The organism is Streptomyces sp. NPDC005151, assembly GCF_053599875.1.
Genome location: NZ_JBSFYR010000082.1, coordinates 1 through 23,527 on the forward strand (window position 1 = coordinate 1; position 23,527 = coordinate 23,527).

A 23,527-nucleotide genomic window follows, 5' to 3' on the forward strand; every position below is an offset into this window, starting at 1 on the left:
TGCTTCTCTGCTGCCCAGCCCCGCGCTGCCAGATCAGGCCCCCATCACCCACACGAGCACCCCACGACGATCAACGAAAACGTCGAAAGTCGAGTGACGTACGAGGCGCATTCAATCTCGCCGCGCTACCGGTGATCGACGCCAACACTCTTGGGGCGCAACTCGGCGCACGGATGGTCAAGGTGCCGGGGAATCTGGTGCGAACCGCGCTTTCCGCAGCGTGGCGAGCCCATGCGCTGCCCGCATCGCCGCACCTGTTCGCCGCTGTCCTGCGGCTGCCGCGGTCATGGACTGTGGACGCGCCCGCGATCTTCTCGGCTGGCACCCGGCAAGGACAGCGGAGGAAGCACTCGACGCGTTCCTGACCGGCGTGCGCGCGGTACGGGTGCAGAGACTCGTCCAGGCCGGCCCGATGGCCGCTACTCCTGAGGTCTCCGGCGCTTCCGTAGAGGGGCCGTGGCGGTAGAGAAGGTATCCGCCGCCCGGGGGCGTCGCGAGCGCTGATCCGAATCCGGCGCCGCCCCAGGATTATGTACCGCGCGCACCCGATGGGGCAGGCGCGCGACGTATGCGGCGCTGGCCAGGACAACGCAACGGGTGCCCGTCAGCCGTTTCCGCGCGCGGACTCTTTCGGTCAAACCTGTGGTCTCTCCGCACCTTCGGTCCCACTTGGCGCCGCCCCCTTGGAGATCCATCGGACGTGTCCGCAGCCCGCTAGAGCGCCGACCAGCCACAGCAGGCTCCCTGTACTGCCGTCTGGTGCGCTGGGGACTGTCCGCGCCGGAAGCGGTGTCCGTCGACGCGGACAGTCCGACCCGAAGAAACTCAGGCGATACGGAATCCGACGAGCAGGCGCGGAACGTGCCTCCTTACCGGCCGGACTTCTTTACGCGATCGGACGCCTTCTCTGCAGTCTCCTGTACCTTGCCCAGGACCTGCTCACCGCGGCCTTCAGCTTGCATGGTCTTGTCATCCATAGCCTTGCCGGTGGTTTCCTTCAGCTTGCCCTTGACCTGCTTGGCCTTTGCTTTGGCCTTACTCATGACTTCGCCCTCCAGTAGGTCACAACTTGCGTATCAACCATGCCTCGGACACTCCACCACTGCAATCGGTCCAGAACTGCTCAGGCCCAGGGTGGTGACGCTGCCGGTGACATTGACGTCCGCGCGTCTCCAGGCTGCTCCCCCCGCACGGGATACGCATTTCCTGTCGCCACTCATTCCGGTTCAAGCCGGACGCCCGAGAAGCGAAAATTCCGGATGCGTGTTGCGCGGGCTGCGACGGGCGGAGGCAGCCGGAGCCTCGATCCGTCAGCCGGCGAATGCCGCATCTGCCGGGTCGGACGGCCCCGGAAGGTGGCAGATCGCGAAGGGCCGGTCGATGACGGGGTTCCGCGATTACGACCCGGAAGCAGTCGGCTGTGTAACAGACGAAGGATCAATTACCAGGCCACGGATCCGAGGTGGGCCACTACTTACTGCTTGCCCCGTGAGGTATAGGCAGGACGGTGGGTTGACCGAGGCCGAGAGAGGTAAGCCCGGCCATGTGCAACCCGGCCGCGCTCCAATTGCCGCTCCAGCCAGGCGATCTATATGTCAGGGAGCCTGGGCGCCCGCTTCCGGGCACCACAGGAACAGAGCCCGGCCAAAACGTGGGATCGCGTGGTGAGGCGCATAATTGAAGGTGCTTGGCGAAGATCGGAGAGCACCATGATCATTCTCGGTGTCATCCTGCTTGTGATCGGACTGCTGACCGGAATTTCCATTCTGTGGACCATCGGTGTCATCCTCGCAGTCATCGGTGTCATCCTATGGGTTCTCGGTGCCGTCGGTCACGCTGTGGGTGGGAGGCGGCACTACTGGTGAGTGTCGCTTTCCATGCGCGGCAGCGCGGCGCCAGGTAGCCGTTGACCCCGCTGGCCAACAGACCGTTCATGGCCAGTTGTGGATTGAATTTGCATGACCTGCAAGCCCCTGACCAACGGGGCGAGTAGGGAGGTGACTTCGGATCCCAGGTGCCTGCCATTGTCGCGAACGAACCGATGCGTGGGACACCCCTCATTGGTGCAGTACTCCGAGCGCCCTGCAGTAGGCAGGCTGCCGACCTCCGGCGGCAGGCCCCAAGTCAGCACCGCAGTCACATACCTGATCCTGAGTCCTCCAGCTCCGCTCCGCTTCCTCGGAGCGAGCTGGTCAGCCAGCGGTTGGTGACGTGGCTCTCCCGCGCCCCATCCGCGAAGGTGCTCGACAGGTACTGTCAGTTCATCCTGTTCGAACCCGTAGTTGGTGGCGATCGCCAGTACTTTGCGCATGCTCAGGTCGTTGTCCGTCATTACTTGGCTCCCCTCGTGACACCAGCCGCGCTGTGTTTGCCACGTCGCGCGTCCTGCCTGAAGGATCCCCACCCGGAGTCAGCCAGCAGGTTGGCCGCGACCAAGCCGTCGGGCGACTTCCGGTCACCACTGCATTGATCACGGGGATTGTCCTTCGCCCGGAGGCCAGGAATGGCCGCTCATCATTCGGGGGGCTCGGGGGCGAAGTGAGGGCCGGCGTCCCGCCTGACCGATACGTCCTCGACGGCCTTGGCGAGCCGCGCCAGCATCGTGCGGTGCCGTACCTGGAGGACCGCGTCCAAGACCGTGTTGTGGAGCGTGCCGCCGAATCCTTGCAGCGGATGCTCGTCGAGTATCACGAGGGTCTTGTCATCCCCCCACGGCCGGATATCGAAGGCGATACGGGCCGTGCCCAACGGCCCGCTGTCTGCCTCGAGCTCCAGTGCGTGCGGCCGATCGATGCGCCGGACCGTGGTGCGTCCCTGGAATTCCTTGGGTCCTACTCGCACCGTGTACGTGATGGATGAACCCGTCTGCGGCCAACGGCCACGTTCACTCTGGGAACTGGAGGTTCCCGCCACCCATTCTCCGTACAGTGTTTCCTCTTCCAGCACCGCCCACAGGGCGTGCGGTGGGTGGTCGACGAGGTGATGGCGGATGGCCATGAGATCCTCCCGGGCGACTGGTTTCGTTCGACGCCTTTCGGCTCAGTCGGACGCCGTCCCAATTGCCGGGGCAGGGACGCCGCCGGCCAGCAGAGTTCAGGTGCCCGCATGTGGTCTCATCCCACCCTCAGGCCGCTCACGGACCGTGCTGTCCCCGTTGCGTACGATGACCAAGGTCGGCCAGGAAGAGAGCCGATGCCACTAGTGGTCGACCGCTTTCACCAGCCTTTGGCCGCCACCCGGTGGAGGGCCTCCCACGACTCGCCGTTCCGGCGATCCTGCAGACCACCGTGAGAGTGGAGAAAGGCGGACGAGTGTCACCCGGAGCCCAGCTCCCACGGGCGCGCCTCTCGCCCAAAACCACCATATCAGCTGAAATGTCACCCAAACTCGTGAGGACGTGCTCGGCTCGACGCGTTGCCGATGGCCGCTGCAGCCTGGCTGCAGGTCTCCTGAATTCCGTTTCTGCAGTCCGCGGACCGTCCCGATAACCGTCAATGCACGCCTGGCCAGGCGTGCCGCGTACGCCGGCCGTTGTATGCGCCGACGTGCTCGGTCGATCCTGACGTTCCACAATGCGAGGGGAGAGGTTCGCAGTCTCCCCCGTGCGATGGAGGCGAGGTGCCGGCATGCACTGTGAGCGGCATGACGCCGGCGTTCCGGAACCGGATGCTGTCCGGCGGCCGCGGGCGGACGACACACGCCATGACGAGGTCGACGAGGAATTGCAGCACACGCTGAACCGGCTGACGCTGCTGATCAATGCAGCCGAGGCCCTGGCCGGCGCGCTGGACGCGGACGAGGGCCTGCGTCAGCTCTGCCGCACGCTGGTGCCCGAGCTGGCAGACTGGTGCGCGGTGGATCTGCTCGACGACCAGCGTCGGCTGCATCGGATCGTCGTCGGGCAGCGGGAGGCGGAGAAGACGTCTTCCGGCTTGTACGAGGGGTTGCTGCCTTCAACCGAAGGTTCGGCTGCCTTTTGTGCGCGTGCTCTCACCGCGACAGGCCCGGTGCTGCTGAGCGATCTCTCTTGCCTGCCGGACGTGAGCGACCCCTTGCAAGCATGCGAACTTGAACTCTTCGACTCGCTGGCGGCGGACACAGCCGCCGTCGCTCCCTTGCGAGCGCGCGGGCAGCTCCTGGGCGTGCTCACCTTGGCGCGTACCCGCCGGGAGGCCCCTCTCAGGGCAGACAACCTCCCGCTCATCGAAGACCTTGCGCATCATGTCGCTTTCGGCATCGATAATGCGCGCCTGCACTCTGAGGCACAGCACACAGCCGAGCGGCTGCAACGCTCCCTGTTGCCCGACCTTCCTCCGAACGGCCCGCTCGAACTGGCCGCCCGGTACCGGTCAGCGATCTCCACCGCACGCGTAGGCGGCGATTGGTACGACGCGTTCGAGCTGCCCGACGGCGCCATGGCGCTGATCATCGGAGACGTCGCGGGACACGATCTGCGTGCCGCAGTCGTGATGAGTCAGATGCGCAACATGCTGCGCGGTATCGCTTGCGACCGCAAGGAGCCGCCCGGCAAGATCCTTGCGCGGTTGGACGCGGCGAATCACATCCTCTACCCCCACCAGACCCTGACCTGTATTTACGCATTGGTCGAAAAGCCGGCTCCCGACGAGCCATGGCAGCTGCGTTACGCGGTGGCGGGGCACCCGGCACCGCTCCTGGTCACGCATGACGGGGCAGCCCGTTTCCTCACCGACGGTCGGAGCATGTTGCTCGGGGTGGATCCGGATGAACACCGAACCGAGGCCACGGAGTGCATTCCCCCCAACTCCACTGTGCTGCTCTACACGGACGGACTTGTCGAGCGCCGCACAGAAGAGCTGGGCCGCGGTCTCGCCCGCCTCCGACAGCATGCCGCCTCCCTGGCCCGAGAGCCTCTGGAAAAGTTCTGCGACGAACTTCTGAGCGGTCTGGCGGACGAAGGGACGGACGACGTCGCCATGATCGCGGTCAGAACCCCCCCGGCTCACGCAGGGCCGGCCATGGCCACAGCTTGAGTTTCGTGCTCAGTCGGCCTGCGGCACGCCGAGCGCCGGCACTGGACATGTTGCCGTGAGTGAGTCACGGGTGAGCAGGAGGATTTCACGGCGGCGTGGGGGTGCGGAGGCTCTGCCGCCCTGGCCGCTCTGGGTGCGGCCGTGGTCTGGGTACTGGCTGTGTCGGGCTGGTTCGTGTACCCGGATCGTCCACAGCGTCTCGCGTCGGTGGCCGCGGCTCTGCGCGAGCTCGCGGACCTGGTGGAGGCAACCGGCGCGGGGGACGGAAGCAGGCTCGTCCGGCACCGGGCGACCGCCGCTGTTATCGGACTCTGGGTCTTCTGCCTCCGACAGCCGCCGAGCGGGGCGGCCGGGGCGGCACGTGCGTCCGTCTGACCGACCTCTCCTGGTCGCTGCTGATCGGTGCCGCCCGCAGGCCGCCGGACGACCCCACCCGCCTGGCGCGGGACCTGCGCCGCCAGGTCCGCCTGCTGGTGAGTCGTCGCCACCGGGTTCCGCGACTCCTGCCCGAGCTGTCGCTCCCGTCCCTGGTCGCCCAGGCCGGCATGGTCTCCGTGGCGGGCCCCGAGCCGGTTCCGGCCGATGCGACGGCCCGGCGCGCCGCCGAACTGCGCGCCGCGGAACTGGTGACGGGGAGGCGCCCCGGCGGCCCCGGCCACGTGTCGGTCCTGCTCGTTCCCGCCCTGCGGATGGTCATCGGCACCGGTCTTGCCGGAGGGGCGGCGCTTCTTCTGGGCCTCGGCCACGGCTACTGGGCGGCGATCTCCGCCGCCGCGGTGCTGCATTCGATCAACGTCCGCACGGCGGCACAGCGCGCCGTTGGTGGTCCACGACCACGCGGCGGTCCGAGCGGAGCGCGCGCTGGCCGCGTGCACGGAGGCGTCCGAGCGTGCCGAGCAGGTGCTGGACGACCGCTCGGAGCCGTCGTACCCGATCGTCCAGACGCACCTGGCGGCAGCTGTGGTGGAGTTGCGGGAGGCCGACGACGCCGCGGCGGGCGAGCTCTGGCCGGCGGAGATCGATCCCACCGAATCGCCGCCGCGGAGCAGCGTGCCTACCTTCTCCTGGAGCGGCTCGTCCGGGCACGGTGATGCCACGCGGAGTGCCGCCCGTGCGCGCTCCCTGATTCAGGCGGCGGGGCTGATGGTGACCTTGACGTGCTTCACGATCGGCTGGTCGCTCTGGGTGCTGTAGTCGCCGAGCGCGACCAGCACGTTCATCTCGGGCATGTAGCCGGCCGCGCAGCTGCGGGGGATGTTGTAGGGAATGGCGAGGTAGCCGCTGAGGGACCGCTGACTGCCGTCCTTCGCGGTGCTCGTGATGTCGACCGGGCCGAGGTCGGCGATACCGCGTTCGCGCATGTCGGCCCGGTTCATGAAGACGAGCGTGCGCAGGTTCTTGATGCCGCGGTAGCGATCGTTGTCGGAGTAGATGGTGGTGTTCCACTGGTCGTGGGACCGCATGGTGCTCAGCGCCAGGGTGCCGGGAGCCGGGACGACGTCGGGCAGTTCGGCGGTGGAGAACTCGGCGCGTCCGGACGGGGTGAGGAAGACCAGTTCGCGGGCGGGCTGCTTGATGCGGAAGCCGAGGGGCAGGCGCACGCGGCGGTTGAAGTCCTCAAAGCCGTCGAGGACCTTGGCCATGGTGTCGCGGATGCGGTCGTAGTCCTCGATGTACCACTCCCAGGGCGTGGCGCTGTCGGGCAGGGCGGCCCGGGCCATGCCGGCGACGATGGCCGGCTCGGACAGCAGGTTCGAGGAGGCGGGGCGCTTCATCCCGATCGAGAGGTGGACCATGCTCATCGAGTCCTCGACGGACGTGCTCTGGATGCCTTTGCGCTGATGGTCCTTCTCGGTACGGCCGAGGCACGGCAGGATGAGGGCCCGGCGGCCGTGGACGACGTGGCTGCGGTTCAGCTTGGTGCTCACCTGGACGGTGAGGTCGCAGTTGCGCAGCGCCGCGAAGGTGTACGGGGTGTCCGGTGCCGCGAGGGCGAAGTTGCCGCCCATGGCGACGAACACCTTCACATCGCCGCCGTGCATCGCCTTGATCGTGTGGACGGTGTCCAGACCGTGCTCGCGGGGCGGCTCGATCTCGCAGGCGTCGGCGAGGCGGTCCAGGAACTCGTCGGTGGGGCGGTGGTCGATGCCGCAGGTGCGGTTGCCCTGGACGTTGCTGTGCCCTCGTACGGGGGAGGGGCCCGCTCCTTCCCGTCCCAGATTGCCGCGGAGCAGAAGCAGGTTGATGATCTCCCGGACGGTGTCGACGCCGTGCTCGTGCTGGGTCAGCCCCAGACACCAGCTGACGATGCTGCGGTCGGCCTCGCCGTACACGCGCGCAGCTTTGAGGACGTCGGCGCGGCTCAGCCCCGACTGGTTCTCGATCTCCTCCCACGACGTGGCCTCGCACAGCGCGCGGTATTCCTCGAAGGCGGCGGTGTGGCGGTCGATGAACTCCCGGTCCAGAGCCTTGGGGTCGGATTCGGACTGCTCCAGGATCGCCTTGGCCATGCCGCGCAGCAGGGCCATGTCGCCGCCGATGCGGGGCTGCAGGTTCAGCGTGCTGGTGCGGGTCGTCTTGAAGAGGGCCATGTCCGTGAAGTCGTGCGGGACGATGGTGCGTGTGGCCGCCGCCTCGACGAGCGGATTGATGTGCACGATCTGGGCGCCGCGGTGGTAGGCCTCGGCGAGGGCGGTGAGCATCCGGGGCGCGTTGGAGGCGGCGTTGACTCCCAGGATGAACAGCGCGTCGGCCGCCTCCCAGTCCTTGAGGTCGACGGTCCCCTTGCTGGTGCCCAGGGACGCCTGGAGGGCGCGGCCGCTGGCCTCGTGGCACATGTTGGAGCAGTCCGGCAGGTTGTTGGTGCCCAGTTCACGGGCCATCAACTGGTAGAGGAACGTGGCCTCGTTGCCGAGCCGGCCGGAGGTGTAGTACGACGCCTGATTGGGGTTTTCGAGGCCGCGCAGGGCACGGCCGACCACCTCGAACGCGTCCTTCCAGCTGATCGGGACGTAGTGGTCCGTATCGGGGTCGTAGACCATCGGTTCGGTCAACCGCCCCTGGTTCTCCAGGTCGTAGTCGCTCCACCCGGCCAGCTCCGTCACCGAGTGCGCGGCGAAGAACTCGCGCCCGACCCGATTGCGGGTCATCTCCCAGGTGACGTGCTTGATCCCGTTCTCGCAGATGTCCAGGTGCAGACCCTTGGTGTCGTCCGGCCACGCGCAGCCCGGACAGTCGAACCCGGTGTTCTCGTGGTTCATCCGCATGATCGCCCGCGGCCCGTCCACCAGCGCACCCTCGCGCACCAGGAAACGGGTCACGCTCTTGGCCGCGCCCCAGCCTGCGGCGGGGTGGTGGTAGGGGTGGACCTCCGGATCCTCCTCGGGGGTGGGCCCCACGCGGGGCTCCAGGGGTTCCTGTTCGTCAGTGTTGGCGCTCAAGACTCTCAACCCTTCCACCATGCGGGCATGAGGGGATAAAACGGCACTTTCGGGCAGGCTATGCCCGCTGGTACCCGCTCGCCATTTGACTTTCGGGGGACTGGGCGGTGCCGGATATTCCGCGGAGTGTGCCGCCGCGCTGCACCCCGGTTCACGCGCGGCTACTCTGACGCTGTTCCCCTCTATTACTTTTGCGGCTTATTGTCCGCCGGGAGTCTCATGGCCGTGTCCCAGCCCGTCGTCACGCCGCCCTCCAGGGCAGCGGCCTTCCTGGTGGCCACCATGGCCCCCGGTGGTGAGGCCACCGTGTGCGAGGGGCTCCAGGATCCGGCGGGTCCGACCCGCTCCGTGGCGTTCCGTTCGACCCCGCCGGCCCGGGGCTCGCCGCCGTCGACACCGGACACCTCTCCGACATCACTCCGCCCGCTCCCGGAGTCACGGCGCGGCTGCGCGACGCGAAACCGATCGTCGCACTGCGGGTGCCGTTCACCGTCGACAGGGCCGCCGTCGACGATGCCGAGCGGCTCGAAGGACTCCGACTGGCAACCCGTGAAGGAGGCGGCGCGCACCATGGCGTTTGTCGAAGACCGGACGAACTTCGACGGGTACGGGGCGGCGGGTGTCGACGGACTGCGCGCACGGTCGTCGAACCCGGTGCTGAGTCTGCCCGCCGAGCCGCGCGACTGTCCCGACGTGGTCAGCCGGGCCCTGACATCGCTGCGGCTGGCCGGCATCGACGGCCCGTACACGCTCCTGCTCGGCGCCGACGAGTACCGTGTGGTCAGCGGGACCTCCGACCACGCCTGCCCGATCGCGGCTCACCTGGAGCGGATGCTGGACGGCGCCCCGGTCTGAGCGCCGCCCCTCAGCGGTGCCTTCGTCCTGTCCACCCGCGGCGGCGACTTCGAACTGCGCCTCGGCCAGGACGTGGCGATCGGCTGCACCGGGCACGACGTGAGCGGTATCGAGCTGTACGTCCACGAGACGCTGACGTGCCTGACGTACACGGACGAGGCCGTCGTCGTACTGGAAGCCTGAGACCCTTCACCGAGCTGCCGAGGCATCACTCTCGAGGCCCCATGAACCACTGGCTGATGCTTTCCGCCGTTCCCCGACTCGCGGGCGCGGCGGTCGTCGGAGCGGTCATCGGCGCGGTCGTCGGCGTCCTGACCCACCCACCCCTCGGAATCCTCTCCGGGATCGCCGCGGCGGAAACGTTCTTCGTCGTGACAGGGTGGATCGCCTTGTGGCCCATGGACGCCGCCACCACCCATCGCAACGTCCGGCGCGAGGAGTTCCGGCCCGTCGTCGAGGAACTCGCCGTCGTCGCGGCCGCCGTGTGCGGACTGGTCAGCATCGTGGCGCTGCTCCTGGTCGGCGACTCGGGCCTGAGCCACGCCGCGGCCGCGACGGCGCTCTGCGGCGTGTTCATGGCTTGGGCGGCACTCCACCTGATGTACGCCGCCCGCTACGCGTACATCTACTACCTGCCACCCGAGGGCGGGATCGACTTCAACACCGAAGACCTGCCGCGGTACAGCGACTTCCTCTACTTCAGCTACAACCTCGGCATGACCTATCAGGTCTCCGACACCGACGTCTCCAGTTCCACGATCCGCGCGGTCGCCCTCCGGCACTGCCTGCTCTCCTATGTCTTCGGCGCCGGCATCCTGGCCACCACCATCAACCTCGTCGCCGGAATCGTCACGGGCTGACACGAGGGCGGTCCGTGACCGCATAAGACCGACCGGCAATTGGGGGGCGGCGTCACGGGGCTGTGGCACGCACCTCGCGGCGTTGTCGTCCATCGCTATGGCTCCGCCATGGCTCAATCCTCCGCTTTGCGATGCACGCACCCCAGCCCCGCTCCTTCACCCACCCCCCAATTGCCGGTCGGTCTAACTTCGCCGGGTTGGTGGCTCCGTCTCGATATGCTGCACAGCATGATCAACTCATACGCGAATTTTGACGATGCCGGGGTTGCGATAGCTGGGGCACGTGCCGGCGCGGATGTGGTGCGCAACATGTACGGACAGCGGCTCACCCGCATCGACAAGGGTGCTGGGGACTTCGCCACCGCCGCCGATGTGGAGGCTGAGAAGACGATCCTCGGCGTCATCCGTGCCGCTCGGCCCGACGATGCGGTGCTCGGCGAGGAAGGCGGGCAGCACGGTGCGGCCGACGCCGTGCGCCAGTGGTTGGTGGATCCCTTGTGCGGCACGCTGAACTACGCCGTGGGCAACATGCTGGTGGCCGTCAACGTGGCGCTGCGCAACGGGGCGGCCGCGGTGGCCGACCCGTTCAGCGGCGAGGTCTTCTTCACCGACGGTGAGACCGCGTGGGTTCGGCACGACGGGGCCGACGCGCAGCTGGCGCCCACGCCTGCTACCCGGCTGGTGGACGTCAACCTGGATCCGCCGTTCCCGAGCGCGCCCGGCTTCCGGGCCGTGGACCTGCTGGCCCACCCCGAGTTCGTCGAGCGGTTCCAGCCGCGTGTCGTGTCCACGACGCTGGCGTTGGCCTGGGTCGCGGCCGGCAAGCGCGCCGCATACGTCACTGACGGCGGTGACCTGTCTGGGGGCGTGCATTTCGCCGCTGGCATCGCTGTGTGCCGGGCCGCCGGCTGTGTGGTCACCGGGATCGACGGCGCCCCGATCGGGCCGGCAGGCCGCGGACTTGTGGTGGCCGCGGACGCTGAGACTCACGGGCTGCTGATGTCGATGATGCGCAGCCGCGGCTAGGGCCTGTGCGGAGTCCGGATCATGCACGGGCCGGCAGGCTGCGGAGCCAGATGATGGATCCGCGTAGGTGGAGGCCGACGGTGTAGCTCTCGGGCTTCCTGTCGTAGCGGGTGGCCGGCCCTCGCCACTCCTTGAACTTGTTGATTGTTCGCTCGACGGTGTTGCGGTCCTTGTAGAGCGTGGCGTCGTGGCTGACCGGGCGGTCGCCCGAGCTGCCCTTCTTCTTTCGGTTGGCGCTCTGGTCGGCTTTCTCCGGGATAACCGCTTTGATGTTGCGTCTGCGCAGGTAGGCGCGGTTGGTGCGGGATGAGTACGCCTTTCTCTCCGGCGGCCGCGTCCGGCCTGGTCCGAGGACGGCCGACGCGCCCGCGGACCTTGATCTTCTCCAGAACCGGGATGAAACGCGGGCTGTCAGCGGCCTGGCCGGGCGTGAGAGTGATGGACAACGGACGGCATCGATGGTCAGCGGCGAGGTGCACCTTACTGGTCAGCCCGCCCCGGGAGCGGCCCAGTTCGGCAGCCTTCAGCCGGGCCCTGCGAGGGCGGCGCAGGGCCCGCCGCCGTCCCCGCTCGGCGTCCGTCGCGCCCTCGGATCCCTCACCTACGGCGCCGTTTTTGCCCCTTGTCTGGAGCCCCTTTTCCTCTGCCACGGCCTTCTCCAGCTCACCGAGGAGCTCCGCGTCGACCACCATCCCGGCCGCATGGTGGTGTGCGCGGGCAACGATGGAGTCCACGCTGACCAGGTCGAGGTCGACGTCACCACGGGCCGCCGCCTCGGCGATCATCGCGTCCATGAGGCCCTGGAAGGGCCGGACAGCTGGGCGTTGTGGCCAAGGACGAACACGCCGACGGCCCCAGTCGACGTGACCGTTGTCCCAGGCTTCGTCACCAAGGGAGAACTGATCTCTGTATTCGGCGTGTTGGCGGTATGCCAACGCCCCCGCCCAGGCTGCCAGTTCACGGCCCTTTGCACACGCTTTAGAGCCACCCGCACCGCTCCGATAGCATGTTCGAAATCACGACGAGCGCCATCGCCGGCCCCTCACCGGAAAACCATGCCATCCGGCGCGAAAATTGACCTATTCGACTAACATCTAACAAATCGGCCAAACACTTGATACCTATAGCATCGCGGATTTTTTCACGAAGAAACTACAGAATTACGTTCGCCGCGTGGCGTCAACGAAGGGCGCTGCTGTGGGCCACGGCGGTGGTGGCCCTCGGATTCCTCATCGCGTTGGAGATCGCCGCGCGTCGCTACGGCCTACCGGGACCGATCACCACCCAGGTGCAAGAGGTGGTATTCGCCCCCAAATCGGGTTTCCTGTTGTACGCCAGTATGGCGTTGATGATGGTGGTGCTCACCTGGCGGCAACGGTTCATCGCGGCTGGTGCCGCGATCGGCGTCGACGTCACCTTCTTCCTGGTGAGGTGGGCGGCCGACGCCAAAGTGACCGACGGCCACCCCTTCGGCAACGGCGCGTTGTGGGTGATTTTGGGCTATGCGGTCATCGCTATCACGCGCCGCACAGGCCGGGAACGTGTCCTGCTGCTGAAGGGTGTCGGGCTGGGCCTGCTGCTGGTGGCCGGCCGCAAGACTGGCGATACCTGGCTACTCATCACGTCGAAGACCCGCCCGGCGGTGCTCGACCAGTACGTGGCAACCGCCGATCACGCGCTGGGCAACCCGTCGTGGCTGGTAGGCCGGATCGTCGCGGCCACCGGCACGATCGGCGCCCATTTTCTCGACTCCGTCTACGCTCAGCTTCCGGTGGCCGCGGTCGTCGTCGCGCTGTACCAGCTACGTAGCGTGGCGGTCGAGCGTCGCTTCCCGGGCCATCATCTGGTGCGCACCTTTCTGGTCATCGGCCTCCTCGGGCCGGGCATCTACATGATCTTCCCGGTGGTCGGGCCGATCTTCGCCTACGGCGCCGACGGCGGGCACTGGGCGGTGGCCAACCTGTGGCCGGACACGCCGCCGCCGATCAATACCCCGCACCACATGCCATTCGACGAGATCACCCCACGCAACTGCATGCCCAGCCTGCACACAGCGTGGGCTACCGCGATCTTCATCCATTCCCGCAAGGGCCCACGGATTCTGCAATTCGCAGGCGCGTTCTGGCTGATTGCCACGCTCGGCGCAACGCTGGGCTTCGGCTACCACTACGGCGCGGATATCGTTGCCGGCGTGGTGTTTACGTTGACGATCGAGGCGGCGCTGCGCTCGCTCGAACGTGGCTGGGACCGGTCAGGAATCCAGCTGGTCACCTACGGTGCAACGGTCTTCGCTGCACTCTTGGTGTCATATCGCTATCTGCCGATGGAGATGGCCAAACATCCGTGGGTGTTTGGACCACTTCTCATTCTGGCGATGACCTCAGTGGTCCACGGCTACGCACGGACCACCAAACTGTGGGAACCGAAGGCCGCACCAGCGCGTCAACCGGAACCGCAACTCGAACCGGTTTGAGCCTCGATCCACCGTGTGGCGGGCGGGCTGTGGACGGTGGAATGAGAAGAGGTGCCTGCTGACCTGGGATGATGGGAGTTCTCTACGCTTCCATCAGGCCCAGGCAGCAAGGCACCTCGTAAGTGAAATCCTCCCACAGCCCGGCGGCGGTGTTCGCGGCGTTCGATGACCCGAATCTGATTGCGCACGCCGGGCTGGTCCCGGCGATCCGGCTGGCCGAGCGATGCGACCTGCCGCGATTGGTGGCCGAGAAGGTGAAGCTGACCGGCGCGGGCAATGGTGCGGGCACGGCTGCCGATCAGGATTCACACGGTGGATCCAGGCTGAAAGAGAACCGACTCGTGCCCGGGCCGCGTCGCGGGCTCGATCTCACGGACGACCGGCTGCCGGTCCTCGGTGACACCGATCTGCACCTTGTCGCCGGTCACCAGCGTCAGCGGCAGGTTCGCCCGAGTTGTCCGGCCTTTCCGAGGATGCTGTTGATTTCGGCAATACGGAGGACCGGCAAGGTATTTGATTGCCGGTATAAGGGGGTGCGCCCCTGGCACAAGGACGTACCCTGTGCCAGGGGCGCGGTCAGGAAAGGGCTGCCGTGAGGGTCAGCGAACGGCGTAGGCCTTGATCAGGGTCTGCTCGATCTTGCTGCCGTTGGTGTCCTGTGCCTTGACGCGCAGGGACACGTAGCCCTTGGCCGGGTTGCGGACGGACACCTTGTAGTGGCCGTCGCTCTTGGTCTTCACCGTCGTGGGGCTCCAGGTGGCACCGTCGTCGGTGGACATCTCCACCTCGACCCCGTCGATGTCCGGGGTGGTGACACCGGTCTGGAGCGCGAACGCCAGGTCGAAGTCGTAGGTGTTGCCACCCTTGGCGGTGTTCTCCGCATCCAGGTCGAAGCCGTACTTCGGCCAGAGCAGCGCCAGTTTCTCCTCCCCGCTCGCCGGCCGGGCGGACCTGAACGTCCACGCGGTGCTGGTCTCGGTGGACAGCGGGAACCACGCCGGGTGCGACGTGTCCATGGTGATCCGGTAGGTCGCCGGGTCAGGGCTGACCGGCAGCATCATCATCGCGCGCGTCGTCTCGGTGAGGAGCTTCTCGTCCTGGTACACCCGCACCATCGCCTTGTCGGACGCCGCGCCGAACCAGCCGAAGTGCTCCGGTTCGCTGTCACCCATCTCCGGCACGACGAGGGTCATGTCGTCGCCCTCGCGGACCGCGCGGGTGTTCGCCGGTCCGGCCGGGCCGTTCGCCGCGCCCAGCCAGGTCTCCTCGCGCTGCTCGCCCGGGCTGTAGGTGCGGAGTACGTCATTCAGGGAGCGGCCGATGTTGGTGAGGTCCGGGAAGACCGCGTGGGACCATCGCATGTCCTTCAGCGTCGGCCACTTGCTGCCGGTGGAGGACCACTCCTCCCGGTCGAGCGGCCCATCGATGAATTCCACCACCTGGATGATGAGGCGCTCCCTCGGGCGGACCACCGAGCCGGCCTCGCCGAGTTTGGTGCCCTTGGTGCTGCGGTAGTGGGTCTTCACCACGGCCGAGTTCTCCGCGGTGACCGCGTCGACGGGGTCGGCAGGGATGCCACCGGGGATCATCAGCGCGATGTTGTACACGTAGGGGCTGTTGGCGATGCCGTGCAGGTTGATCTGCGTGGGACCGCCGGCCATCCGGTCGAAGAGCACCGCGCCTTCGTCCTGGGTGAGGGTCCAGGCCGGGATGGCGGTGCGGGCGGCGAGCGGCAGACCGGCGTAGAAGGAGCCCGGCTGGTCGCCGACGATGATCACTGCCTTCGCGCCGGCATCGGCCAGGGCGGCGATCTGGTCGGCAGTCTTCCGGGTGGCATCGTTGGTGACGACCGCGAGCTTGCCGGTGAGGTCCTTGCCGGTCAGGTCCTCGGGCCGTCCCTTGCCGGCGTTGACCGCCCGGAGCGTGCTGGGGCCGTCCAGCCGGGCCGCATTGAACACCGGCTCAAGCGGGAGCGCGCCGCCCTGTCCGGCGATGGACGCCCGGATCGCCGGGGCGTACCTGCGCTGCTGGAAGTCGAACTCGAATGTGCCGAGCTTCACCGGCTCGGTGGGCACCACGTAGGCGTGGTCCCAGATCGGGCTCACCATGAACTTCATGAAGTCGACCCCGTAATTGCCGGGGAGTTGCTGACGGTACCCGAGCTTGTAGCCGTTCGGCTCCGACGCCTTGGGCGTCGCGACCTTGACCTCCTTGCCCAGCTGGGCATCGAGCGTGATGGTCTTGTCCGCCTTCAGTTCCACCGTGGGGTCGCCGGCGAGGGTACTGTTCAGGATCTCGACTCCGGCCTTGTCCCGCGTGGGGACGACACCCATGACCGAGTAGCGTCCCAACGGCAGTGAGACAGTCGCCGTTCCGCCCCGGAGGTAGGGCTGGATGACCTCGTCCTGGTCCAGGTCGAACACGACCACGTCGGCGCTCTGCGCCGGGTTTCCGTTCCGGTCGATCGCGTTGACGGTGAGGTCGACGGTGGGCACCCCCTTCGTCGCGCCGACGGTGGTGTGGATCGCGGTGCCGTCGGCCGCGGTGGCGGTGATGACACCGGTGTAGTCACCCAGGACGCAGAGTTCGGGGTGGTAGGTCACCGTCACGCTCGCGGTGGAGTTCGCCGGGACCGTCACGCTGTTGGCACTGAGCGTGAACGTGCCGTCCGGTGCGGGCCCGGTCTCCCCGGAGCCGGCCAGGCGGAGCGACAGCGTGGTGTCCGCTGCGGAGGTGTTGACGTAACTGATCGTCTTGGTGACCGGAGCGCTCTCGGCCGTCGACTTGCCCATGCTGACGACGGCGGGGCTGGAGTAGACCGTGGCGTCGATCGCCTTGGGCACGTCGACCCGTCCGCCGCCCTGCTGGTAGGCGGTGTACGAGCCCTGCTTGGCGGTGCTGACCAGCACCTGCTTGAGTCGGTCGGCGGTCCAGTCCGGGTGGCGCTGGGCGAGGATCGCTGCTGCGCCGGCCATGTGCGGGGTGGCCATCGAGGTGCCGTTGGCCGAGGTGTAGTTGGCGTCGACCGGGCGACCCATCGAGGTGCCGGCGGCGCGCGCGGCGACGATTCCCACGCCCGGTGCGGTGATCTCCGGCTTGACCGCGAAGTCGCCCTTGCGCGGGCCGCGGCTGGAGAAGCCCGCGAGCAGCTCCGACTTGGACACCGCGCCGACGGTCAGCGCGGCGTCGGCGGCACCCGGCGAACCCACGGTCGACTTGTCCGAGCCCTCGTTGCCGGCCGCGATGACGAACAGCGTGCCGGAGGACTCGGTGAGCTCGTTGACGGCCTCGCTGATCGGGTCGGTGCCGTCACTGGCGACCGGCGAGCCCAGGCTCATGCTGACGACGTCGGCGCCCTGGTCCACCGCCCACTCCATGCCGGCGATGACCCCCGATTCGGGTCCGACTCCGGCACTGTTGAGGACCTTGCCGATGTAAAGGTCGGCGCCCGGCGCCACACCCTTGTACTTGCCGCCCGACGCGACACCCGAGCCGGCAATGGTCGAGGCGACATGCGTGCCGTGACCGTGGTGGTCGACCGCGTCGGGGTCGTCGGTGAAATTCTGCGTCTTTTTCACCTGACCCACCACATCGGGGTGGTTCGGGTCGATACCGGTGTCGAGGACGGCCACCTTGGTGCCGGTGCCGTCGTAGCCGGCCGCCCACGCGGTCGGCGCACCGATCTGCCGCACACTCTGGTCCAGCGTCACGTTCACCGGCCGGTCGAGCCAGAGCTTCTTGATGCCATCGGCAAGCTTCGGTGCCTTCGTCGCGGCGGCACTGTCGTCGTCGACCGCCTCCCAGAACGTCGCCGCCCTCTTCTTGCTCGCGCGCAGCGCCACCGCGTTCGCGCTGGGCAGCTCGTCGGCCTTCACCGAACCGGCCGGCGCGTCCTGCTTGAGCGCCTTGCCCGCCTTGCCCCCGTAGGTCGCGATCAGCGGTACGGCAGGGCGGTGCGCATCGTCGTAGCCGTACTCGACCAGCTTGGTGACGTTGAACAGCTCGCGGTCGAGCTCGTTCGCGGCGAGGTAAGGCTGAGCCTTGTCAGGGATGACATAGACCCCATCGCCCACCTTCATGGTGGAGAACGCCGCCGGGGTGCCGTCAGGCGTGGGTGCGACCGTCGCAGCCTGGAAGCCGTTGGCGTGGCGCTCCAGCGTCACCACCTCGCCGGTGACGAGGGTGAGCTTGTGTGTGGCGACAACAATGCTGTTCTGCTGCGGCTGTTCGGCCTGGGTCGTCGGCGTCGCTGCAGCGGCCACGGGGAGGACGCCGAGCGTTCCGGCCACACAGGCCGCGGTGAGCACCCCCAGGACCGTCCGCGCTGGACGGCGTGTCAGCCGGTAGGCTATGGGGATGGTTGAGCGGGCTGGGAATCCGGTCGACCCAGCCGGTCGTGACTGTCTCATCAAGGCGTTGACCTTCTCTGAGGGGGAATGAAGGCGCGCGAAAGCCACGCGGTTGCGGGAATTCGGCGCCGCGTCGGATCACTGCATTGGATGCGGTGTGTGGTTGTGCTGCACTTTCAGGTGTGAGCGGTGCAGCAGTACCAGGACGGCGGGCCGCGTGCCGTGTTGCGGCGTCGGCCATGGGCCGCCCCGGTGTCAGCTCGGTGGTGCGGCAGGGGAACCTCGCTGCGTTGTGGGGTCCGGAAACTCGGGCCGGCCGGAGGGGTTGGGCGGGTCTGCAGGATTCGGTCGTGCGGTCGGCGAGGTGGGGCCGGGCAGGGGTTCGGGGATCAGGCCGTGGGCCAGTGCCGCCGTCACGGCGCCGGTGCGGCTGTCCACCCCGAGCTTGGCGAAGACACGGACCAGGTGGGTCTTCACCGTTGCCTCGCTGATGAACAGCGCGCGTGACACCTGCCGGTTCGACAGTCCCTTCGCGAGCAGAACGAGAATCTCTGTCTCGCGTGGGGTCAGTGTGGACTGCGGTGCCCGCATGCGGCCGAGTAGCCGAGTGGCGACGGGCGGAGCCAACACGGTCTCGCCGGCCGCGACGGCGTGCACTGCGGAGATCAGCTCCTCGACCGGCGCATCCTTGAGCAGGTAACCGGTCGCACCCGCCTCGACGGCGGCAAGGATCTCGGCGTCGGTTCTGTAGGTGGTGAGGACCAGTACCCGGGGCGGGGCCGGCAGGGCCCTGATCCGGCGGGTGGCCTCGACACCGTCCATGCGCTCGCCGCCGCCTCGCCCGCTGCCGGCCGCATCGGTGGCGACGCCTGACACCTTGTCGGTATCGCCGCCCATGCGCAGGTCCATGAGGACCACGTCGACCTCCGTCGACCCGGCGACCATTCGCAGCGCCTCGGCGCCGTCCCCCGCCTCACCGGCCACCACGACCTCGGGCACGTCATCGAGCAGCGCGCGCAGGCCACGGCGCACGACCGGGTGGTCGTCGACGATCAGCACGCGCACCTGCGCCACGGAAGCGGTGTGCGGCGCGGTCATGACGTCACCCCATTCGGAATCGGCAGACTGGCGGCGACCGCCGTTCCGTCGCCGATCGCGGACTCGACGGTGAGCGCACCGCCCAGCTCCTCTATCCGCTGGCGCATCCCGAAGAGCCCGAAGCCGCCACGGGAGTCCTGCAGGGGCAGCTCCGGATCGAAGCCCTTGCCGTCGTCGAAGACATCGAGCGTCACCCGGTCGTCCAGGTAGCACAGGCTCACCACGCACCTCTCGGCGTGCGCGTGCCCGCGCACATTGGCCAGCGCCTCCTGGGTCAGCCGCAGCAGCGCCACATCGCACTCGGCACCCAGTGGGTACGGCTCCCCGTGCAGATGGAACGCGGTGCTGAGACCGTCCTCGGCACTCCGGTCGACCAGTCGGCGCAACGCCTCGGGCAGGGGCGTCTCGACCAGGGGCGGCGGGCTCAGTTCGTACAGGAAGCGCCGGCACTCGGCGAGGTTCGCCGTGGCGACCTCGGTGGCCGCGGTGGTCCGCTCCTGCGCCAGGGATGCGTCCGGCGGCAGCGCGGCGTAGGTGGCGCGCAACAGCATGATCACGCTCGAGAGGCCCTGCGCGACCGTGTCGTGTATCTCCCGGGCCAGCCGCTGGCGTTCGGCGAGCCGGCCGGCCTCCCGCTGCGACTCCGCCAGCGCGTCCCGGGTGACGATCAGCTCAGCGATGAGCGCCTGGCGGGCCTGGCTCTCCCGGTACAGCGACTGGTACCCGAGCACCGTCAGCGTGGAGACCAGCGCGCCCAGCAGCGGTCCGGCCACCTGGGGGATCCCCAGCGTGCCGGCCTCCGCTCCCTTGGCGGCGACCACGATGACGGTCCCCAGGGCGACGGCCGGGACCGCCAGCCGCAGCGGCAGGTGCAGGACATACAGCGGGAACAGCGGGAACCCCAGCCAGCCGAACCCCGCACTGAACGCCATGAGGCAGGCCCACACCGCGGTCAGTGCGCCGAGCCAGCGCAGCACACGGCCCAGGTTCCCTCCGGTCGTGCCGACGGACTCGGTGGGTTCCTCGCGACGTCGAGAGCCGGCAGGCCCGGCGAATCCCACCGCGTACGTGGCGGCGAGGAGCACGGACAGGGCGGCCACGATGGACGTGTCATGGTTCGACACAGCCGTTCCCGGACCGATCACGACCACGAGGGCCGCAACGAGCGAGGAGACGAACAAGCCGTTCAGCGCATGCCGTAGCGTCGGCGGCATGGCGTGCGCCGCCCCTCTGGGCTGCCCCATCCTCATCCGCGCCTCACTCCTGGTTCACTTCAGGTGGTCAGCGCAGAGACTAAGCCGTGCACCGGCTCGGGGTCGCGTCCATCGTTCGGTTGACCTGGAAGGGTGCTTGATCCTTGATCGCCCTTGAATGCAATGGTTTTCGAGGCGGATGGCGGCTGCATAGAAGTGGCCTGCCGGGGCTGATGTGCTAGATGGGGGAGAGCGATTCGAACACTGCGCCCGTCTTGCCTCGCCTTCCTCCTGTTTCATCACAGGACGCCTCGATCCTCCGCAACTGCCACCGACGGGACGTCAACCATGGGGACCGCCACTGCCCCGACCCCCATCCGGTCGGCGATCTCCGCATGGGTCAGGCCCGTCGCCATCAGCCGCAGGACCTCCGCCTCGCGTTCGGTGAGGCGGGCCGCTGCCGGGGCGACCTCGCTGCTGGCGGTCGGCGAGTGGATCGCCGACGCTCCGGCGCATGTGCTGGAACAAGTCGGCGCCCGTCCCGATCCGCTGCTGCCCAGGCGGGTCCTGCCCGCCGCGACAACGGTCCGCCGGCTGCTGGCCCGCATCGACGGCGATGCGCTGGACCGAGCGGTCGGGAGCCGGCTTGCGGACCGCCGGCCGGCGGCGACCGGGGACGCCGATCTGCGCGGCCTGGCCGTTGACGGCAAGAGCCTGCGCGGTGCGGCCAAGGCGGAGGGCCGGAAGATCCATCTGCTCGCCGCGCTGGAGCACACCACCGGCCTGGTCCTATCCTGGCTGGACGTCGGCGAGAAGACGAACGAGATCACCTGCTTCCAGCCACTGCTGGACACCGTGGCCGAGCTGGCCCAAGTCGTGGTCACCAGCGACGCGATGCACACCCAGCGCGAACACGCCGACTACCTCCTCGGCCGCGGCGCCCACTACATCGCGATCGTCAAGGGAAACCAGGAGAAGCTGCGCAGGCAGCTCAAGTCCCTTCCGTGGAAGGACATCCCGCTTCAGGGCCGTACCACCGGTGCCGGCCACGGCCGCTCGGATTGGAAGACTTGGGTGTCGCCCGTGCTCGGCGGATCGCCTCCGACCTCGTTGTACACCACCCCTGCGAGCAGATAGGCGGGCAGGTCGTGCTTCTTCGCTGCATTCCACCGCCTGAAATCCGCGCTTCGCCTCAGGCCCGCTGGAAGGATTCCGGTCATGACTGACAGCGCCCCGGGCCAGCAGGCCCGCGAATTGCTCACCAAGGCATCCCAGCACCCGATCGCCAGCCCCCAGCGCGACGCCCTGGTGGCCGAAGCCGCCGTGTGGGCACGGCTGGAGCACGCAGCCAGAGTGGACAAGTACACGGCCGCAGCAGTCGATATCGAGTCCGCACTGGCCTCCCTCGCCGCGCCTGTGCAGAAACTCGGCAGTGAGGTCGGTGACCTGACCGAACGCATCAAGCTCGGCCAGAAGTGAGCGCCCGCGCCTCCGGCCGCGGGGCAGCCCTCCGCACTCTGCCCAGAAGCAGAAGGCTCTCGTCACGGCGGACCGGCGCGCCAAGCTGACGGTGACCGTCTCGCACCTGCCCGGCACGGCAGCCGCCATCGGGAAGCTTTCCCTCGCCATCTCGTATGACGACGGGGTGACCTGGCGGCGGCCCGGGCTGGACCGGGACGGCGACGCATGGCGGACGGCCCTGAAGGCGTCGAAGTCCGCGGGCTTCGTCACGCTCCGGGGCACCGCCCGGGGCACCGCCAGGGACAGCGCCGACAACAGCGTCTCCCGGACGATCACCCGGGCCTTCGGCCTGCGCTGACGTCATCGGCGGAGTACCTACCGGGTGGGGTCGCAGCCGGCGGCGTTCCGCCCGTTACTCGCGCCAGGCCGGCGTTCGCTTGCTCAGTTCGGGTCGGCCGACGTGAAGGTGACGGGCAGCCGCTCGGGGCCGCGCAGCCCGCCCGGCCGCCACTGCAGCTCGCCGGGCGGCACGGCCAGGGTGAGGTGGGGAAGGCGGCGCAGGGCGGTGCCGATGGCGATCTGGCCCTCGAGCCGGGCCAGCGGCGCCCCCAGGCAGTAGTGGATGCCGTGCCCGAACGCGAGGTGAGTGTTGTCCTGTCGGGTGATGTCCAGGTGATCTGGGTCGGAGAACCGTGCCGGGTCGCGGTCGGCGATGGCGGAGGCGACCAGCACGGTTGCGCCGCGTGGGACGGCCACGCCCGCGATGGAGACGTCCTCGCGCGCGAACCGGGCGATCCCGGGGCTGACCGGTCCGTCGTAGCGGAGGAACTCCTCGATCGCGCCAGGAAGAAGCGCCGGATCTTCCCGCAGCATCCGAAGCTGGTCGGGGTGGGCGAGCAGCGCGGCGATGCCGCTGCCGATCAGGTTGACCGTGGTGATGTATCCGGCCGCCAGCAGCAGGAAGGCCATGGCGATCAGCTCGTCCTCGTCCAGCCGGTGCTCCTTGTCCCGGGTGGTGATCAGTGCACTGAGCAGGTCGTCCTCGGGCCGGGCCCGTTTGGCCTCCAGGAGCCTGGTCAGGTACGAGTGCATCTGCCGCCACGCCGCGTCCATCTGGGCCGGATCCGGCGGCTCCGCCCCCTGGAGGATCATGTCGTCGGTCCACCGTTGGAAGTCGTGCCGGTCGGCCACGGGCACCCCGAGCAATTCGCTGATCACCGTGACCGGAAGCGGCAGCGCGAAGTCCTCGACGAGGTCGGCGCGGCCGACCAGCACGATCGCGTCGAGCAGTCGGTCGGCGATGGCCTGGACGCGAGGCCGCAGCTCGGCCATCCTGCGCGCTGTGAACGCTTTGGAGACCAGGCGGCGCAGGCGGGTGTGGTCGGGCGGGTCGGAGCGGAGCATGTTGCGCAGCATGGACTCGCGTTCCGTAGCGGGCAGCCGCTGAATGAGCCGTGGATCCGACGCGTCACGGACGTCGCTGCTCAACCGGGGGTCGGACAGGGCCACGATGCCGTCTTCGTAGCGCGTGACGAGCCAGGCTTCCAGGCCGCCGGCGATGACGGCGCGCCGTACCGGGCCGTCCTCGCGCAGCCGTCGGTAGAGCGGGAAGGGGTCTGCCACGAAGGCCGGGTCGGCGTAGGGCAGAAGGACCGGCTGCTGGCTCATCATGCCTCCCAGAAGGATCCGCGAATCTTCGCGGCAGGTTTGCAGATTTTGATGGTATATGTCCCATCGTGACGGACGCCGGGATTTCACCG

The 23,527-nt window shown here is 68.3% G+C and carries 16 protein-coding genes and 5 pseudogenes; 12 read left to right on the forward strand and 9 right to left on the reverse strand.

Annotation, left to right across the window (positions count from 1 at the left end; translation table 11 throughout):
* Positions 1–95: 95 nt before the first annotated feature.
* Positions 96–429 (forward strand): annotated as a pseudogene (locus ACWD6R_RS31280) (NAD-dependent epimerase); the annotation flags it as partial.
* Between the two features lie 440 nt (positions 430–869).
* On the opposite strand, the gene ACWD6R_RS31285 reads toward ACWD6R_RS31280, so the two are convergent.
* A complete protein-coding gene (locus ACWD6R_RS31285) occupies positions 870–1,043 on the reverse strand; it encodes a CsbD family protein (protein ID WP_451821780.1) in 174 nt (57 codons plus the stop codon).
* A 666-nt stretch (positions 1,044–1,709) separates the two neighbouring features.
* Here ACWD6R_RS31285 and ACWD6R_RS31290 point away from each other — a divergent pair.
* Positions 1,710–1,865, forward strand: a complete 156-nt coding sequence (locus ACWD6R_RS31290) for a DUF6131 family protein (RefSeq protein ID WP_451821781.1) — start codon at positions 1,710–1,712, stop codon at positions 1,863–1,865.
* Positions 1,866–2,514: 649 nt separating this feature from the next.
* Here the strand turns inward: ACWD6R_RS31290 and ACWD6R_RS31295 are convergent.
* Positions 2,515–2,997, reverse strand: a complete 483-nt coding sequence (locus ACWD6R_RS31295; protein ID WP_451821782.1) for an SRPBCC family protein — start codon at positions 2,995–2,997, stop codon at positions 2,515–2,517.
* Between the two features lie 629 nt (positions 2,998–3,626).
* Between ACWD6R_RS31295 and ACWD6R_RS31300 the strand changes: the two genes are divergently transcribed.
* Positions 3,627–5,012, forward strand: coding sequence for a PP2C family protein-serine/threonine phosphatase (locus tag ACWD6R_RS31300; protein ID WP_451821783.1), 1,386 nt, complete (start codon positions 3,627–3,629; stop codon positions 5,010–5,012).
* A gap of 819 nt (positions 5,013–5,831) precedes the next feature.
* Positions 5,832–6,206, forward strand: a complete 375-nt coding sequence (locus ACWD6R_RS31305; RefSeq protein ID WP_451821784.1) for a hypothetical protein — start codon at positions 5,832–5,834, stop codon at positions 6,204–6,206.
* Here the strand turns inward: ACWD6R_RS31305 and ACWD6R_RS31310 are convergent.
* Positions 6,140–8,473 (reverse strand): FdhF/YdeP family oxidoreductase, encoded by a 2,334-nt coding sequence (locus tag ACWD6R_RS31310; RefSeq protein ID WP_451821785.1) that lies wholly within the window; start codon positions 8,471–8,473, stop codon positions 6,140–6,142. The genes ACWD6R_RS31305 and ACWD6R_RS31310 overlap by 67 nt on opposite strands.
* Before the next feature lie 287 nt (positions 8,474–8,760).
* On the opposite strand from ACWD6R_RS31310, the pseudogene ACWD6R_RS31315 reads away from it, so the two are divergent.
* From ACWD6R_RS31315 to ACWD6R_RS31325, 3 genes and pseudogenes are all read left to right on the forward strand, one after another.
* Positions 8,761–9,490 (forward strand): annotated as a pseudogene (locus tag ACWD6R_RS31315) (family 1 encapsulin nanocompartment shell protein).
* A gap of 41 nt (positions 9,491–9,531) precedes the next feature.
* Positions 9,532–10,167 (forward strand): DUF1345 domain-containing protein, encoded by a 636-nt coding sequence (locus ACWD6R_RS31320; protein ID WP_451821786.1) that lies wholly within the window; start codon positions 9,532–9,534, stop codon positions 10,165–10,167.
* Positions 10,168–10,395: 228 nt separating this feature from the next.
* Positions 10,396–11,193 carry an inositol monophosphatase family protein gene (locus tag ACWD6R_RS31325; RefSeq protein ID WP_451821787.1) on the forward strand — a complete coding sequence of 266 codons (798 nt, stop codon included), beginning with the start codon at positions 10,396–10,398 and terminating at the stop codon, positions 11,191–11,193.
* Between the two features lie 19 nt (positions 11,194–11,212).
* On the opposite strand, the pseudogene ACWD6R_RS31330 reads toward ACWD6R_RS31325, so the two are convergent.
* Positions 11,213–11,753, reverse strand: a pseudogene (locus ACWD6R_RS31330) (IS5 family transposase); the annotation flags it as partial.
* 650 nt (positions 11,754–12,403) lie between these two features.
* On the opposite strand from ACWD6R_RS31330, the gene ACWD6R_RS31335 reads away from it, so the two are divergent.
* Both ACWD6R_RS31335 and ACWD6R_RS31340 read left to right on the forward strand, forming a co-directional pair.
* On the forward strand, positions 12,404–13,666 hold the full coding sequence (locus ACWD6R_RS31335) for a phosphatase PAP2 family protein (protein WP_451821788.1): 1,263 nt from the start codon (positions 12,404–12,406) through the stop codon (positions 13,664–13,666).
* A 122-nt stretch (positions 13,667–13,788) separates the two neighbouring features.
* Positions 13,789–14,262, forward strand: coding sequence for a hypothetical protein (locus tag ACWD6R_RS31340; RefSeq protein WP_451821789.1), 474 nt, complete (start codon positions 13,789–13,791; stop codon positions 14,260–14,262).
* A gap of 3 nt (positions 14,263–14,265) precedes the next feature.
* On the opposite strand, the gene ACWD6R_RS31345 is transcribed toward ACWD6R_RS31340, so the two are convergent.
* The 4 genes and pseudogenes from ACWD6R_RS31345 to ACWD6R_RS31360 form a co-directional block, all read right to left on the reverse strand.
* The gene (locus ACWD6R_RS31345) at positions 14,266–17,973 is read right to left on the reverse strand and encodes a S8 family peptidase (RefSeq protein ID WP_451821790.1); all 3,708 of its coding nucleotides are present in this window, start codon (positions 17,971–17,973) and stop codon (positions 14,266–14,268) included.
* 426 nt (positions 17,974–18,399) lie between these two features.
* A pseudogene (locus ACWD6R_RS31350) lies at positions 18,400–19,113 on the reverse strand (response regulator); the annotation flags it as partial.
* Positions 19,110–20,357 (reverse strand): sensor histidine kinase, encoded by a 1,248-nt coding sequence (locus ACWD6R_RS31355; RefSeq protein WP_451821791.1) that lies wholly within the window; start codon positions 20,355–20,357, stop codon positions 19,110–19,112. The gene ACWD6R_RS31355 and the pseudogene ACWD6R_RS31350, both read right to left, overlap by 4 nt.
* A gap of 302 nt (positions 20,358–20,659) precedes the next feature.
* A pseudogene (locus ACWD6R_RS31360) lies at positions 20,660–20,770 on the reverse strand (LuxR C-terminal-related transcriptional regulator); the annotation flags it as partial.
* A 52-nt stretch (positions 20,771–20,822) separates the two neighbouring features.
* Between ACWD6R_RS31360 and ACWD6R_RS31365 the strand changes: the two are divergent.
* The 3 genes from ACWD6R_RS31365 (at position 20,823) to ACWD6R_RS31375 (ending at position 22,125) form a co-directional block, all read left to right on the forward strand.
* Entirely contained in the window at positions 20,823–21,443 is a 621-nt protein-coding gene (locus ACWD6R_RS31365; RefSeq protein WP_451821792.1) for an ISAs1 family transposase, read from the forward strand.
* Between the two features lie 81 nt (positions 21,444–21,524).
* On the forward strand, positions 21,525–21,785 hold the full coding sequence (locus ACWD6R_RS31370) for a hypothetical protein (RefSeq protein ID WP_451821793.1): 261 nt from the start codon (positions 21,525–21,527) through the stop codon (positions 21,783–21,785).
* 91 nt (positions 21,786–21,876) lie between these two features.
* Positions 21,877–22,125 (forward strand): hypothetical protein, encoded by a 249-nt coding sequence (locus ACWD6R_RS31375; protein WP_451821794.1) that lies wholly within the window; start codon positions 21,877–21,879, stop codon positions 22,123–22,125.
* An 83-nt stretch (positions 22,126–22,208) separates the two neighbouring features.
* Here the strand turns inward: ACWD6R_RS31375 and ACWD6R_RS31380 are convergent, their stop codons facing one another.
* Entirely contained in the window at positions 22,209–23,435 is a 1,227-nt protein-coding gene (locus ACWD6R_RS31380; RefSeq protein ID WP_451821795.1) for a cytochrome P450 family protein, read from the reverse strand.
* Between the last annotated feature and the right edge of the window lie 92 nt (positions 23,436–23,527).

Excerpts from the sequence above, each read along its gene's own strand:
- ACWD6R_RS31325 (WP_451821787.1), top strand. The coding sequence starts at position 10,396 with ATGATCAACTCATACGCGAATTTTGACGATGCCGGGGTTGCGATAGCT.
- ACWD6R_RS31290 (WP_451821781.1), top strand. The coding sequence starts at position 1,710 with ATGATCATTCTCGGTGTCATCCTGCTTGTGATCGGACTGCTGACCGGA.
- ACWD6R_RS31320 (WP_451821786.1), top strand. The coding sequence starts at position 9,532 with ATGAACCACTGGCTGATGCTTTCCGCCGTTCCCCGACTCGCGGGCGCG.
- ACWD6R_RS31300 (WP_451821783.1), top strand. The coding sequence starts at position 3,627 with ATGCACTGTGAGCGGCATGACGCCGGCGTTCCGGAACCGGATGCTGTC.
- ACWD6R_RS31295 (WP_451821782.1), bottom strand. The coding sequence starts at position 2,997 with ATGGCCATCCGCCATCACCTCGTCGACCACCCACCGCACGCCCTGTGG.
- ACWD6R_RS31355 (WP_451821791.1), bottom strand. The coding sequence starts at position 20,357 with ATGGGGCAGCCCAGAGGGGCGGCGCACGCCATGCCGCCGACGCTACGG.
- ACWD6R_RS31310 (WP_451821785.1), bottom strand. The coding sequence starts at position 8,473 with ATGGTGGAAGGGTTGAGAGTCTTGAGCGCCAACACTGACGAACAGGAA.
- ACWD6R_RS31380 (WP_451821795.1), bottom strand. The coding sequence starts at position 23,435 with ATGAGCCAGCAGCCGGTCCTTCTGCCCTACGCCGACCCGGCCTTCGTG.
- ACWD6R_RS31370 (WP_451821793.1), top strand. The coding sequence starts at position 21,525 with ATGACTGACAGCGCCCCGGGCCAGCAGGCCCGCGAATTGCTCACCAAG.
- ACWD6R_RS31285 (WP_451821780.1), bottom strand. The coding sequence starts at position 1,043 with ATGAGTAAGGCCAAAGCAAAGGCCAAGCAGGTCAAGGGCAAGCTGAAG.